This is a genomic window from Hirschia maritima DSM 19733 (assembly GCF_000378345.1).
GTDB lineage: Bacteria > Pseudomonadota > Alphaproteobacteria > Caulobacterales > Hyphomonadaceae > Hirschia > Hirschia maritima.
On the sequence record NZ_KB899544.1, the window covers coordinates 547,214 to 562,091 of the forward strand.

11 protein-coding genes are annotated in these 14,878 nt (G+C 43.5%); 2 read left to right on the plus strand and 9 right to left on the minus strand.

Annotation, left to right across the window (positions count from 1 at the left end; translation table 11 throughout):
- Positions 1-8: 8 nt before the first annotated feature.
- The 9 genes from F551_RS0102510 to F551_RS0102560 form a co-directional block, all read right to left on the minus strand.
- Positions 9-2,291: a TonB-dependent receptor gene (locus tag F551_RS0102510; protein ID WP_018995902.1), complete on the minus strand. Its 2,283-nt coding sequence runs from the start codon at positions 2,289-2,291 to the stop codon at positions 9-11.
- A 28-nt stretch (positions 2,292-2,319) separates the two neighbouring features.
- Positions 2,320-3,084, minus strand: coding sequence for a TetR/AcrR family transcriptional regulator (locus F551_RS16110; protein ID WP_018995903.1), 765 nt, complete (start codon positions 3,082-3,084; stop codon positions 2,320-2,322).
- Between the two features lie 412 nt (positions 3,085-3,496).
- Positions 3,497-4,984 (minus strand): oligosaccharide flippase family protein, encoded by a 1,488-nt coding sequence (locus F551_RS0102525; RefSeq protein WP_018995905.1) that lies wholly within the window; start codon positions 4,982-4,984, stop codon positions 3,497-3,499.
- Between the two features lie 9 nt (positions 4,985-4,993).
- Positions 4,994-6,124: a glycosyltransferase gene (locus tag F551_RS17025; RefSeq protein WP_018995906.1), complete on the minus strand. Its 1,131-nt coding sequence runs from the start codon at positions 6,122-6,124 to the stop codon at positions 4,994-4,996.
- A 90-nt stretch (positions 6,125-6,214) separates the two neighbouring features.
- Positions 6,215-7,177, minus strand: a complete 963-nt coding sequence (locus F551_RS0102535; protein ID WP_018995907.1) for a glycosyltransferase — start codon at positions 7,175-7,177, stop codon at positions 6,215-6,217.
- A 10-nt stretch (positions 7,178-7,187) separates the two neighbouring features.
- Entirely contained in the window at positions 7,188-8,159 is a 972-nt protein-coding gene (locus F551_RS0102540; RefSeq protein ID WP_081621145.1) for a glycosyltransferase family 2 protein, read from the minus strand.
- Positions 8,160-8,192: 33 nt separating this feature from the next.
- Positions 8,193-9,674 (minus strand): lipopolysaccharide biosynthesis protein, encoded by a 1,482-nt coding sequence (locus F551_RS0102545; RefSeq protein WP_051089135.1) that lies wholly within the window; start codon positions 9,672-9,674, stop codon positions 8,193-8,195.
- A gap of 434 nt (positions 9,675-10,108) precedes the next feature.
- Positions 10,109-10,318, minus strand: coding sequence for a cold-shock protein (locus tag F551_RS0102555; protein ID WP_018995911.1), 210 nt, complete (start codon positions 10,316-10,318; stop codon positions 10,109-10,111).
- A gap of 327 nt (positions 10,319-10,645) precedes the next feature.
- Positions 10,646-12,385: a M28 family metallopeptidase gene (locus tag F551_RS0102560; RefSeq protein WP_018995912.1), complete on the minus strand. Its 1,740-nt coding sequence runs from the start codon at positions 12,383-12,385 to the stop codon at positions 10,646-10,648.
- A gap of 67 nt (positions 12,386-12,452) precedes the next feature.
- Between F551_RS0102560 and F551_RS0102565 the strand changes: the two genes are divergently transcribed.
- Positions 12,453-13,499: an alpha/beta fold hydrolase gene (locus F551_RS0102565; RefSeq protein WP_233355190.1), complete on the plus strand. Its 1,047-nt coding sequence runs from the start codon at positions 12,453-12,455 to the stop codon at positions 13,497-13,499.
- A 128-nt stretch (positions 13,500-13,627) separates the two neighbouring features.
- Complete coding sequence (locus tag F551_RS0102570) at positions 13,628-14,842, plus strand: class I SAM-dependent methyltransferase (protein ID WP_018995914.1); 1,215 nt, start codon at positions 13,628-13,630, stop codon at positions 14,840-14,842.
- Positions 14,843-14,878 lie beyond the last annotated feature (36 nt).

Genomic DNA, 14,878 nt, shown 5'->3' on the forward strand with positions numbered 1-14,878 from the left:
ACTATCGGCTAGAAGTTTAACTTCAGACTAGCCATTACAGTCCTTGGTGGAGCGTAGAAAGAAGAGTAAGCTGAATCGGCACCAAGTTGGCTCGGTGTAACGAAATTGTATGCAGCAACTGGCACTTCTTCATCTGTTAGGTTGCTGCCGTAGAGCCCCAATGACACGCCTCCACTTGCATTTGTCCAAACTATGCTCGCATCGAACAATGTTGCACTGTCGGGATCAAGAGCTGGTCCACCTTGAGGGAAGACAGCATTGGCACCTGCGGCAAAGCCGTCATTTTCAACGTTGAACAGATTGTACTCATCACGGTACGCAACGGATCCATTGAATGATATGTCACCAGCAGCATCCATTGAGTGGACATAGTTGAAGCCGAAACGTCCTGTCCATTCAGGCGTGTTTTGAACAACAAAATTATCTGCAATGTTTACACCCGCAGAAAGGATTTCGTCGATTTGAGCATCGATGTAACCAATGTTTCCTGAGAATGTGAGTGCATCTGTTGCATTAAAGAAGCCCTCTAATTCAATACCTGAATATGTGGATTTACCTGCATTGAAAACCGAAGATACAAATGTGTCGTTGATGCCGTCATTGTCACTGTCTGCACCCTGTTGAACAGTGATTTGTTGATCTTCATACTCCGCAAGAAAAATCGCACTGTTCAGCAATAGCTTGTTATCAAAGAATAATCCCTTGGCACCAATTTCATAGCTATCAACTATTTCAGGGCCAAATCCCTGCTGAGACAACCCTAGAGGGTCCAAGTCTGCACGTGCACGCGGGTCAAACCCACCGGCTTTGAAGCCCTGACTATAAGCCGCATAAAGAGTGACTTCATCAGTTGGTTCATATGAAACTGAAACTCGAGGTGTGAACTGATCATCTTTGCGTTCTAAGCCTTGGTAACCAGTTTGCGTGACCAAGAATGTGGAGCTTGTATTAGATGGATCTAAGTTCGGGGTTCCAAGCCCCAACCAGAGGTCTCTTTGAACGTCGGCAATGGTTTTATCTTCAGTGTAACGGCCACCTAAAGAGATGCTCCACTGATCTGTAATATCATAGCTCACATCCGCATATAGCGCGAAGTTTTCTTTTTCTTGTTCTCCGGCTGTGTAAACAGTCAGACCGAATGAAGAGAGTAGTACGTCAAACTGACCTGAGGCGGTACCGTCTAAGTAGTACACACCCGCTACACCCGAAAGTTTGTCAGTGTTGAACTGAACTTGAAATTCTTGGCTAAATTGATCGTCTTCATAGGTTGCGGGCACATCAAAATCTTGTTGTGGCAATGTGTCAAAGTCGATCGGCGTTGTTGTTTCACTGTCGCGATAAGCGGATATCGATTTCAATGTGATGTTATCGTTGATATCCCATTCTGCGGTCAGAGATGCACCACGTGTTTCAACTGAGTTTGAGTCACCGGCACCTGCATTTGTGTCATATATATCAGTAACTTGGAATGCGCCATCGGCGCTTGGTATGCGGCGGTGACCGTGCTTGGCGTTTGAGTCATCTTGGGTCTGATCCGCTGAAAAACGTAAACGGAAGGAGTCTGTTGGATGCCATTCCGCACTGATGCGCCCTGCGAGAATATCCTTGTTATAGTGCTCAGCACCTGTATTGAGGTTTTTCCCGTACCCATCGCGTGTATATTTGGCGAGAGCGCCTCCAATTGCGAACTTGTCTCCGATTGGAGTTGAGCCGGTGACAATCCCGTCTAACTGATTAAACGTTCCAACATTAAAGCGTAGATTGCCTTGAGCTTCGTCCATGTTCAGAGGTTTGGTAACGTATTTGATTGCTCCACCGATGGTGTTGCGTCCGTATAGAGTGCCCTGAGGTCCGCGTAGCACTTCAATTCGTTCTACATCAAAGATGTCCAACACAGCACCTTGAGGGCGAGCGAAAAACACATCATCAACATAAACACCAACACCGGGTTCAAATCCCCAAAGTGGGTCTTGCTGACCGACACCGCGAATAAACGCAATCAATGTTGAATTGGATCCACGGGCGACTTCAATAGTTGCGTTTGGAGTAAACTTTTGAACCGCGGTTATATCGAGGGAGCCTGCAGCTTCCAGTATATCCCCCGATACGGCTGTAACGGCAACTGGGGTATCAATAATGGACTCGTCGCGGCGCCTTGCTGAAACAATAATTGTATCTTGAACTGAGCTATCTTCCGCTTCATTTTCCTGCGCGTATGCGCTTGGTACGGCGATTGATAGACTTGCTATGACAGTACTGGCTCCCAACCAGCTTTTAAGTGTCGTTTTCATGTTATTCCTCCCGAGTTTATTATATTTTTCAGCTTTTGCTGGGTTTAGATGTGATGTTTTGTTGGTCTTCGGATGCTAATTTTCTGAATGGATCGATGGGCAAGAGCGGACCGCTTTTGCCGCTCAAGATTTCTCCAAATGCGAGTGAAAAGAAGGGAACAAGTAAGTCGTAGCCTGCAGCTAAATCATCGGACTTACATTGCCCATCTGACAGAGAATCCATGCGCCCGGTGTCTGCAAATGTCATTACAAGAGCGCCGGAGAAAAAGTGATAACACCAGTAATAGTGTCCCTCTGGAGCTTCAGGAGCCGCAAGTTTTAGCGCGTCGATAAACTCCTTTACGAATGGGTTGAAGTGATCTTTCCAAACACTCGGAGCCCAATCAATGGACAAGCTGGCCGTGGCAAGTAATCTGAACCAAGCACGCCAACCCGGATCACCAGTAGCTGCATGCTCTAGATAGGGGCGTGTGTATGCTCTGATGACGGCTTCAATAGAGGGCTGGTTGTTGCTTTCTTTCAAGCAGATATCTAACGCTGTTCTTCGCTCTTCCATAAATCCCTCTGCTCGAGAGAGAAGAGCTGCGGAAAACAAATCGTCTTTGGATCCGAAATGATAATGGACAAGCGCAGAGTCGACGCCAGCTTCTCTAGCTACGTCTCGAACAGCAACTCCATAATATCCACGCTTCGAGAATAACTGCTCAGCTGAGGAGAGAATGCTTGCTCGCGTCATGTCTGCGACTTCGCGAGGCCTGCGTCCTCGGGACGGTTTTGTGGCGTCTTTTACCAAATTTTCCTCCCATGAATTTTGTAATATTTTTTATTTATTCATCGATGAATAAAACTCGACTCCAAAATTGAGTCAATGCGTTGAGGTCAGAAAATTCATCAACCGTTGAAAAATGTATCAATGGAAAATTGGTTGAAGTTCTATAGAACTTCAAAAATATTCCCGATCTATTTTATTGAGTGCGAAAAAGAGACTGATGTGGTGGAAGTGCCACTTGTATATGAAGCAAGCTTGGTGATTGGGTGAGAGTATTTGAAATAAAGTGAGTATGCGACGGCATAGAAATCGAATGTTTCGCCGTGCTAATCTTGGAATAAATGCGGTCAAAATGGCAGTGCAAACTACATCGCTAAAATGTAGTTTGCCTTGTGTCTTGCCAGCATGATGGAATTACAAGTTTGTAAGAGAATGATTAGATTTCGGCATTTCCTCTACCGCGCAGTAGATTAATTCGTTCTTTCATCCAATTTGGAAAAAATGCTGCAATCCACCCAATGTATATAATGGCTCCAAGACCTGCACTTGTTATCAAACGAAGTAGAGCTGGCCAGTCTACAATGAATTCTCTTACCATCCACACACACAGTGCCATGATAAATGCAGCGAAGATTGCTGGGAAAAGACCTAAATAGTGACGAACGAGAGAGAGTTTCAAACGTTTCATCACAATGTAATTTCCACCAATCCCCAAGATGATGCTCGGTGCTGCCATTATGAGCAAGGCTTGGGGGGGAGATACATTTGTAAATGCTAGTAGGGCGATAGTCGCGGTCACGACTTTTACTATGGTATATATCAGTGCTTCTTTATTCATTTCCAAAGAGTTCATGGAAAGTGAATTGAACCAAGATATAGGAATTAGAAGTCCGATAATGGCAACAGCTTCCATCAATGGACCGACATCAGCGTAGGTTTTCGGCAGAATAATTGCGACAATGTCATTAGCCACCAATGCAATTCCAGCAAAAGCAGGAAGGGCAACGAAAGCTGCAGTCCTTAAAATAGTGAGGTAAACTTCTTGTTCTTTTTCAATTTGCCCTCTGACTTTGGACATTAGTGGAAACCAAAGTCCTTGAAGTGGAGAAATCAACGGTCCTCTCATTGATTCTTCGATACGGAAAGCAGCCCTCAAGAGGCCAACTTCTGCAGCTCCATATCTCGCACCAAATACCATTGTGGCAATTCGTGGTGTTGCAAGATTGAGAGTGGAAACTGCCCAGAGTGGAATAAATCTTTTAATAAAATCAATACACTCAGGGATGCTCAGACGAAAATTCGGAGCCCATTTTGTATGAGTATACTCAAATATAAGCGACACGATTAGGGTCACAAAACGTTGAACCACCAATGCCCATATAATCCAAGGTGAAAAAGCGACCGCAATACCAGCTGCACCACCTAATAGAGTTCCCAATATGTTGCGTTGTGTGAGTTCCTTGAACCCCAAATTTCGCATTATCAATGCATCCATAACGGACAGCCATGGAATTGGAAGCAGCATGACTCCAAAAACGGGGATGAACATCATGAGTGTTACGTCATTATAGACGTTTGCAAGAATGGGCGCGATTAAAATCAAAATGAGCATACAGCTGAATGCAATACTCATAAAACCAAGGAATGAAGAGTTCAGGTATTTGGAATCATAACGCTTTGCCTGAACAATAGCATCCATACCCGAATAGCGTCCTTCAATGGAAATCATATCAGCTAGGATAGAAGCGAGAGCTACCAATCCAAAAATATGTGGTTCCAACCGGGATGCTAAAATCAGAAAAATAACAAACCCTGCACCTTGAGATGCAAAAGTATTCACCAGATTCCATATCAAACCCGATTTCATGGCCTTCGCGACATGCGGAGTATCAGACGTTTCAACTGCGGTATTTGCTTGGGTCATTTGTCCAAATTATCCTGCTGCGTACAAAGCAAGCATCGAGCGGGCGTGGCGCATTGTTGATTTGATATCGCGGTTTTGGAATGAATTTCGAATGAACCACAATTGGCTTCTAGCAATGACTTTAACGATCGCTTTACCTGTCTGATTAAGGGATGCAATTGATTTTAGTTCATCAGAAATTGTTGAATTTTCAATGAACTCAGGTGAGCCATACTTTGAAAATAGTATATATCGCAGAGCGTTGGTTTCACATTCGCTTAGGTTCGTCTCGGAAACATCCAGTTTTGCAGCTTCAATCAAATCCTTCAAAGCAAGTGTCCATAACTTTTTACGAGCCATGACTACGCCGCGCTGAATGAGAGCTTCACGTTTTTTAGAAGGGGGCAAGCCCTCATCAGTAGAATTGATGTAAGATGCAAGTGGGATCTGATCATATAATTTCGAGAAAAATTGCCTCTCTTCATCTATCCAGCGCTGTGTTCGTTTATCGGCACTAAGACCACCAACTCTGTCGCCATCATGTTGTCTCTGTTCGAAAACTATGTCGTTTGTGTTGGCGGCCTTTGTCACTTGAGCAAGACGAACCAGCATTTCATAGTCTTCTAATCGAGGGTATTCGAGTGAGAATGGGCCGGCTGCATCATATGCAGACTTTCTTACAAGCATTCCGGGATGATGAACGAAGAAGTCTTGCAAGATGGTCTGAAAGAAATTTTCTCCAGAACAATCAGCCCAATATCCTGGACCTTGGACGGATTTTTCTTTTGTTTTCTCATTAATGTGAAAGCGTTCATATTTGCCGTAGGCAATGCCAATATCAGGCTTGTTGTTCAATAAGTTTGTTAAACTCTTTAATGCATTTGGCTTTGCAATATCGTCATCGTCCATAATCCAAACTAGGGGGTGTTGGACGAGTTTTAATGCTTGGTTGATTGTGTCGGCTTTGCCAGAGTTTTTCTTTTGAACATAACGAATACGATCGCTGTATGGTTGCATTTTTAAAGCGGTATCATCAGTGGAGCCATCATCCATCACCAACACTTCTGCTGGGGGAAGTGTTTGGTTAAGAACACTGTCTACAGCTTCCACAAGAAAGTCAGCACGATTATATGTCGGCAGGATGACGCTTGTACGTTCCAATGCAATATCTCACTCTACTACAATAAGTTTGCGCCCACAGAGTTTGCTCAGAAACAATCGTAGAACACATTTGGCGATAATTAGCTGCGGCTAGAGCAATGAATTGTCGGTTTGACGCGACATGCGCTTGCCAGCTTGATATCCTCTGTAGAAATGCAAATTCCAGACCGCTTCAGACTTTTGCAATGGATTAGATTGCATGCAGTTGAGTTGCATCTGAATATCTTTAAGTGAACGCAAGATGGGTTCACCAATACCTTTTAATGTTCGGATTATTAAGTTATTGGAAATAGGGGATATTTTTCCTTCAAGGGAATGTTTTCTCGCTGTTCCCAATCCTAATCTGTATGCTCGTTTGTCTCGGAATTCTTGGGTCGTTTGATAGGGACGAACAATGTGTGAAACGCATGGTTTACTTGCAAAAGCGAGTTTCATGCCTTTGGCTTCTGCATCACGACAGAAAGCTGTCTCACTTCCCATCGCATAATTCTTTATCGCACCATTGGGGCCGACGCCTTCATCAAATACGACACCTCGATCAAATACGCTTTTGCGAACAGCCATGTTGGGGCCAAATATGTAATCAGCACCGATGGGGCCGTCTGGAATATCCTCACGCAGAGCAAACAATTCTACAAAACGAGGTTTATTTTCAAGCATCCATGCAGGCATATCAACATCAAATAACGGTTCTATTGATGCTCCTAAAACGTCCGCGTCTGGTTGATTACTAAATGCCTCAACCCATTGATTTAAAAATCCGGGATGGGGAATTGAATCATTGTCCGTTAGTACAACAAGATCCGATGTGATCAGTGGAATGCCTTTGTTGAGCGCTTTATTTTTACCAGCTTCCGCTTCAAACAATGAAGTAAGAGGAAGCTTATCTTTGTAACTAGAAAGCACGTCTTGAGTATTATCCGTACTCGCATTGTCGACAACAATGATTTGCCAGTCAAAACCAGGATTTCCTAGAGCAACATACCCATCTAGTGTGCGTTGCAATAGATTGGCACCATTATAACTGGCTAAAAGTACGGATATTGAGGTCATTGAATGCTGTTTACCATGGATAGGGAAGCCATTGTGGGCGGACTTTTAATTTTATGAGAATTCCATCAATTGAAGCGTCAATGAAATCCCAAACCGTTGGCTTTTTAAAAAACAAGCTGTTTTTCTCCATGTGTGAATTCCACATTTTTTTGCCATCTCCTAACCGGCGCGCATTCATCAGGCGTCGCAAATAATGGCGTTTATATCTGTTACGCATTTGTTTGGCTTCTTTGGGAGAATAGGCATATTGAGCGTATCGGTTAACGAATAGAAACCAGTCAAATAAATGCAGACGTGTAGGAGTCACAAACTGTGATGTTTGAGTTTCTTCGTGATGCCTTGTGAAAGCTAAGTGCTGATGGCAGAAGCCCATTTTCCACTTTGTAAGGATGCGGAGTACAGCATCAGTATCCAAAGCTATGTTATTCAGTTCAAAAAATGGAGTGTATGGTAACATTGCTTCACGCTTATACAAAACATGGGGCCCCATAATTTTGCCTTTGTTTTCAAAGAAGCGGCTAAGAGCATTTTTTCCAAAAAATACAGTTTGATTTTCTGGCCAAAGTGGAGGGTCTATTTTGCCATTGATATCGCGAATACATCCGACAATACCTATTTCAGGGTCGCTTTCTCCAATTTCAACGGTTTTTGCAATTGCTTCAGGTGACATTGTGTCGTCTGCACACATCCAACGTACCCACTTTGCATTTTCAGGAACGGCTTCGACAGCAGAATTCCAATTTTCACCCACAGGGATCAGCTTTTTGTGAGTAATTAGTTTTATTGGAACTTTGGCGTTGAGATATTCGTCGATTATACTTGCTGTATTGTCAGTGGAGGCATTGTTGATAACAACATGAAGTAGATTGGGGTACGTTTGAGCTTGAACACATTCCATTGTTTCCCGCAAATACTTTCCGCCATTATAAACTGGGGTAGCTACAACAACTAAGGGATAACTGCTTTCATGGGGGTGGGGCATACTTAAGCTTTCTGGTCTCTAACGCTGTAGGAATTATTTGGATGAGACATCTTTGAATAACCTTAAAAATTCTTTGATAAGAGTTTTATCTAAAAACCAAATGGCAGAAAGATAACTGATGCAGCCTATTGGGACTAAAAATATCACTTGGAGTAGTTTGTCAAAAGATTGAATAGCGGACAGATGATAGACGATGATAACAATTATACCCATGATCATTGACGCTAAGAACTGGAATTGAATTGACCCCAGCATTTTTTGTACTGGAAGCTCGAGCAATGGTAGCAGACGAGTAAATGTGTAGGGTTGGAGGCAGGTAGTTGTAATTAAGTAAGCTATAGCAACGCCTTTTAGTCCCCATTGCACGCCGATCAAAAAACCTAGTATTGATACTACAGTGGTTATTGAAGAAATTTTAAACAAAATATCGGTTCGGCCAAGTGCCATGTAAATGGCACCTTGGGTGCTGGAAAGACTTTGAATAGCTCCCAATGGGGCTAGAATTTGAAGTATTGCGGCGGCTGGGGCCATTCTTTCACCTAATAAGATAATCACAAGCGGTTCGGCTAAAATTGCAATGCCTATCATTGAAGGGAATGTAAAAAATGAAATAAGCCTGAAAGTACGAAGAACAGCAGATTGCATCCTGGGTTTATCATCTTGAAATTTAGACACCGCAGGCATCAGGACTTGGCTCAGTCCCCATGCAAAAATTTCAACAGGAAGTAGTAAAATTCTGTACGCTATTGAATAAAAACCAAGGGCAGCGGTGCCCAACACTCGGCCAATAATGAGATTATCTGCGTTTCGGGCTAAGAAGTTTACGAATCTGGCCCCCATGAGGTTAGATGAAAAACCAAAAAGAGCCTTCAATTCGCTAATTATTATAGTTGGTTTTATTGGTGGGCGGGAATAAGCCCACATAAGCACTGATTTTATCGTGAAAAGGGATAGTTGTTGTATGACAAGCGACCAAGCACCATAACCTTCAATGGCTGCAAAAATTGCAACAACGATTCCAATGGTAATGGATGAAACTTCAATCATCGAAAGGATGTTAAATTTCATCCTCCTTTGTAGGTCTGCTGCGGGAGTTACAATTACGCTATTCAATGCGATAAGAAATGAGAGGGTTTGAATAATGGATTTAGCTTCAGGCACTTGGAACCAATTTGCGATAGGTTCTGAGATGATAAACAGTACCGCAGTCATTAGCAGGCCAATTATGAGATTTATCCAAAATACGCTTCTCCATGCATTTTGAGATAAGTTCTTTGCTCTCACCAGAGCGGGGCCGAAGCCGAAATCGTTGAACATTAGTAGAAAGAGGACAATAGGCATTGCTATTTGCATGATTCCAAATTCTTCTGGCGTTAAAAACCTGGCTAAAATTGGAAGTACGAATAATGCTGAAGCGATGCGAGCTATATTTGCCAAAGTTGACCAAGCAGCGCCTTTGGCAACAGATTTGGCCATGGATTGTGACTGAGGCTTTGTTGTCTTGGAATGAGACATTGTTTTTATTCCATTTGGGTGAAGGCGAAATGATAAACTTATACGTAGACTGAAGAGGAAAAATAGTTTTAGCGGCGTTCAGTTTTTAAATCGTACTTTTTAATATTCATAGACTATCAGTAATAGTAACATTTAGTTTACGTTTGCGGCGGTTGAGTAGAGTGTTGTGAAGTGCGTTGTGTTTGTTCCCTTTGGAGCGGTGCATTGCAAACCACTTCTAGCAAACATCTTGCCACAATTTTTAAGAACTAAAGTTTTGATATTTAGTCGTCGGTTTTTATACCAAAACAGAGGGCATAAAATGCTAAGTATAGCTTTGGTAATAAAATATATTTTTTGAAATCAAGAGCGTTTGGTACTGACAAGGAAAAGCCGGCGATCTTAGAGATCACCGGCTTAAAAACTTTAAAGACTCGCTGAGAGCCACACCCTCATTATAGTGCTTTTAATTCACCTGCTGAAGTTTTGCCACGCTTTGGGTCTGTGACAAGTTCAAATTCAACTTTTTGTCCTTCGTCAAGTCCGGCTAAGCCAGCTTTTTGGACGGCAGTGATGTGTACAAAAACATCGTTTCCACCATCGTCGGGTGCTATAAACCCAAAACCTTTAGTTGCGTTAAACCATTTTACTGTACCAGTTGTCATAATCAGTCTCCTAGGGAAGATTTTTCAGTTCTTCCAAATTGTAAGGTGAAGAGAGTGCGGTCGCCTGCTGGGACAGAAGATGGACGGCAGATGCTGTCCGTGTAAGTCAAGTCTTTAGTCCTTCCACTCATTGCAGGTTCATACAAACCTGTGCAGAGCTTTTTCTTAGACCGAGTCAGCCAATTGTATTCAAAGTATTGAACGCAATTTTTTGCTTTCCCGGGCAGTCCGATCCGAATGCCTATTTCTCAAATTAAGAAAAAAGCAGCGAACGTTAATAAACGCTCGCTGCTTCTATAACATAAATTAACGTAATTACCACGTACTTTATTTTGCTAAAGATTCATCCCTAATTGAACGGAACTCATTGCCGTCATACCAGTTCGGCCAATCAGTTGAATTTGCTATGTCACGACCAAGGGTGAAAAACGTTTGAGTGTCTTGAGCCATACCAGCAAAATCCCAATTTGGATCGAACTCATCAGATGGTTTGTGGTAATCGTTGACGGTATAATCGGCCGCAAATTCAGCACCGGCATCGGTGCCTCCAACGACTAGATCTGATCCACCGGACGCATACAACATTGGCACACCTTTTTTCGCCAAGCTAATGTGATCAGAGCGATAAAAGTAACCAGCTTGAGGGTTCGAATCAGGGCTTATATATCTTCCTTGGGTTTCCAAGATCGCTAGAAGTCTATCTTCCAGTTCTGAAGCGCCGGATCCAATTACTTCCATATTTTTGGAGAGCCCACGTGGGAATGCCGCATCCGTATTTATTCCTGAGACTATTTTATTTAGAGGAACAAGTGGGTTTTCAGCAAAATAGGCAGAACCTAGCAAGCCGCTTTCTTCAAGAGTGACAGCGACAAAAATAACTGATCTGTCTGGTTGCTCTTCGTTGGCGAATGCTTCGGCAACCTCTAGCATGAGACTGACGCCAGTTGCGTTGTCGATTGCGCCATTGTGGATAGCATCTTCAGTTGCAAAATTCTTCTTTTCTCCGAGATGGTCCCAGTGCGCCATGTATAACATGTACTCATCGGGAGCTGTTTTTCCCTTTATAACTCCCGCGATGTTTTGGCTGTTCTTCCGGTTAACAGTTTGAGTTATTGAACCTGAAGCTTGAATATCTGACATTGGGACTGCTTTAAAGCCGCGTGTGTATGCGGATTTTTTCATGTCGGCGTAGTTTGTTCCCATGTGGGCAAATAGTTTCTCCCCCATTTCATTAGAGATCCATGCTTCCATCGGAACACGGTCCATGCCGTCTGCAGTTCGCACAAGATCTGCTTGCTCTCCGGACCAAGATCCAGAAACAACGTTCCATCCATAAGAGGCTGGTGCTGTTTCATGAATAATGATCGCTGCGTCGGCTCCTTGGCGAGCAGCTTCTTCAAATTTGTAAGTCCAACGACCATAATAGGTCATAGACTTTCCATTAAACAGATCGGGGTCTTCAGTTTCATAGCCGGGATCATTGATCAAGATGACGGCTGTTTTCCCCGTCATGTCGACGCCTTCATAATCATTCCAACCGTATTCAGGTGCATTCACCCCATATCCAACGAATACTAACTCAGAATCAGCAAAGTCAATTGGACCTTCAATTTGGCGTTTTGTCCAAAAAACGGTGTCAGTACCAGCTTCCAGAGCGTGGGTTTCATCTCCAATTTTTAGGGTTAGATTGGATTGTTCGAGGTCGACGGTTTGAGCGTTCATTTTCACATCTTGCGAATATGAGCCGTCAACTGCCGGCGCAAGGCCGATCCGCGACATTTCATCTGCGATCCATTGTGCAGAGGCTTCACCTTCAATTGTACCAGGGGCGCGTCCTTTAAAAGTGTCAGATGCTAATATCTCAAGGCGTTGAGATAGGTCTTCAGCAGTTATGTTTGGACTAGTCCCTTTAGCCAAAGCGGGCATAACGAATTCAGAAATTTCTGTTTCTGGTTTAGGCGTAATAGCTTCTTTTTCTGAAACAGCTTGGCTATCATCTTGAGAACATGAAGCTAAGCTTGCTAGCAAAATAGTCGATATTACTGCGGTGAGGGTGTTTCTTGCCATGTAATTTTGCCCTTTGATTATTTTCAAGCAACTTTATACTGCAAATTCGGATGGGCAAGGGGTAAAAGTGCGTTATAATATAACGTTTAGTCGGTTGGAAAGTATGCTAAATATCAAACAGGTGTTTGGAATTATCGTATTCGGATTTGCGGTTTCTTGTGCGCCTGTAGAACAAGGTAGATTGTCAGTGAGACAAGATTTTTCTTCTGAAATGATTGGTCGTTTTATTCCCGATGAGGAAGTCTTTGTTGCTCAAGATGGGGCTCGTTTAGGGCTATCCATATGGGAAGCTGAATCCGGAAATCCTGAAATAGTGTTTTTAGGTGTGCACGGCATGAATGATTATGCTGGTGCGTTCCGGTGGTCTGCGCCGTATTGGGCAAAACAAGGAGTTACGACATACGCCTATGACCAACGCGGATTCGGACGATCACCAAATTTTGGAATCTGGCCGAATGAAGATTTGATGCGAGAAGATTTGCGCGTTGCTAGCGCTGAAGTTAGGCGGCGTCATCCATCGGCAAAAATTGCGGTAATTGGAGTCAGTATGGGAGGGGCAGTTGCTATGACTGCATTTGCCTCAAATGATCGACCTGATGCGGATGTTCTGATTTTATCTGGTCCGGGTTTGCGAGGGTGGGGAACTAATCCATTTTTATATAGGGTGAGTTTATGGCTTAGTTCTCACATAAGACCGTCGTGGATAGTGAAGCCCCCCAAATTCGTTACAAAAAAAATTACACCCACAGATCACACGGAAGTATTGTATACACATTGGGAAGATCCGTATTTTCAAAAAACGAATAGAATTGACAGTGTGTATGGCGTTGTTTCGGTTATGGAGGCCGCGCATAAAGCGGCGAATAAATTGAAACAGGACATACCAACATTATTCCTATACGGGGCGAAAGATCAGATCATTCCTGATAGTGGGGTAAAGCGTACCACACCGCGTTTGCCCCAACATGTGAAGACGGCCTACTATGAAAACGGTTATCACATGCTTTTGAGAGACCATCAGCGCGAAGTTGTATTAGAAGATATTTTAGCTTTCGTAGATGATCCAACAAAAAAATTACCGTCAAATGCACCAGAATTACCTTGGAGAGACTGATTTTCTGCTGATTTTAGTGTTTTCTCATAGGTAAAGTGAAGAATTCGAACAATCGCAATATCCTAATATTAACCACACTGTTTTAGATTACCTGCTGTGAGAATGTAATTTTAGATGGCAGAACTACCTTGGAACTCGTTGAGCAACTCAATGCTATTGCCGAACCTGAAGGCCGTGCGGAAATAAAAGCCCGTATCGGAGCCTGGTGGCATGGAAAAGAGTTTGATCGAGACGCCTATCTTCAGAGAGTCGAAGAAGAAGAGGCTGCTAAGGCTGCCATCCCGCCTAAAATCAAACCTCTTGATGACGGAAAAAAAGTAACTCCACCACCGCCACGTGTCGCCGCATTGGAGACTGTTTGGGGAAGAGGCCGGTTTATTCCCGGTGATGGTGAACTGGATGCAATGCTTATTGAAGCAATGGGCCGCGTAAAAGGTCGCATCGGAAAAATTGGTTTATTGGGAGTGGATGCTGTTTCCGCAGATGTGTTGGCGCAGGCCGCAGGTGAGGCAGTTGAATTAGTTGAGTGGCGAGAGCCTTGTGTAAAGCGGTCATCAGAGCTGACTGAAAACGCTCGAGTTTCCAAAACAGATTTGGATCGAATGAATCGTTTTGAGGATGGGTCATTGAAGTCAATGATTTCCATTGATGCATTGACATTTGTTGACCACAAAGCAGGGCTTTGTTCTCGCGTTTACCGTGCTTTGAGAGATGGTGGTCGTTGGGCTGTTGTCGATTATTCTGCAAATCCAGATTTTAATTCTCAGACTGCATTTGCGTCGGCCTGGGCCGAACCTCAATTGCTTCATGGAGAAAATTTGCAATCTACTTTAGAGACGACAGGCTTTAAACTTGTACGTCGAGTAGATGCAACGAGAGTTGTTATTGGAGCTGTAAAAGCTGCTTTTGCACGATTAGGGCCGGCCCTTGAAGATGTTGTCGCTGAGGGAATGGGCGGACGTGATGCTGCATTAATGTTGCAGGAAATATCATGGGAAGCAGTTGCTTGGCGAAAACGGTTGCAGGCTCTAGAGTCCGGTAGCTTGAGAGTTGATATTTGGATCGTTGAAAAGCCTGGAGCCATATCTGACGAGGTTCATGAAGAAACTCCTCCAGCCGCTTCAGCTGCTTCATTGGATGAAGAATTATTTTCCAAACCCGAGGCAAATGCACCTCAGCCCGAAAACAACGAAGTCGTAGATGGTTTAATGAATTCGGCTTCGGGTGGTGATGATCCTTCTGAAGATGAAAGTTGGGATGTTGCCGGATCTGATGAAGGTGATGGTGAAGCAGATGCGGAAGAAGAATTGGACCAGAGCGCAGTGGATGACTTATTTGGGTAGTTGTTCTTTCTTGTTGATTTAAATTAGATTAAATTG

Excerpts from the sequence above, each read along its gene's own strand:
- F551_RS0102525 (WP_018995905.1), bottom strand. The coding sequence starts at position 4,984 with ATGACCCAAGCAAATACCGCAGTTGAAACGTCTGATACTCCGCATGTC.
- F551_RS0102510 (WP_018995902.1), bottom strand. The coding sequence starts at position 2,291 with ATGAAAACGACACTTAAAAGCTGGTTGGGAGCCAGTACTGTCATAGCA.
- F551_RS0102545 (WP_051089135.1), bottom strand. The coding sequence starts at position 9,674 with ATGTCTCATTCCAAGACAACAAAGCCTCAGTCACAATCCATGGCCAAA.
- F551_RS0102560 (WP_018995912.1), bottom strand. The coding sequence starts at position 12,385 with ATGGCAAGAAACACCCTCACCGCAGTAATATCGACTATTTTGCTAGCA.
- F551_RS0102535 (WP_018995907.1), bottom strand. The coding sequence starts at position 7,177 with ATGACCTCAATATCCGTACTTTTAGCCAGTTATAATGGTGCCAATCTA.
- F551_RS0102540 (WP_081621145.1), bottom strand. The coding sequence starts at position 8,159 with ATGCCCCACCCCCATGAAAGCAGTTATCCCTTAGTTGTTGTAGCTACC.
- F551_RS0102555 (WP_018995911.1), bottom strand. The coding sequence starts at position 10,318 with ATGACAACTGGTACAGTAAAATGGTTTAACGCAACTAAAGGTTTTGGG.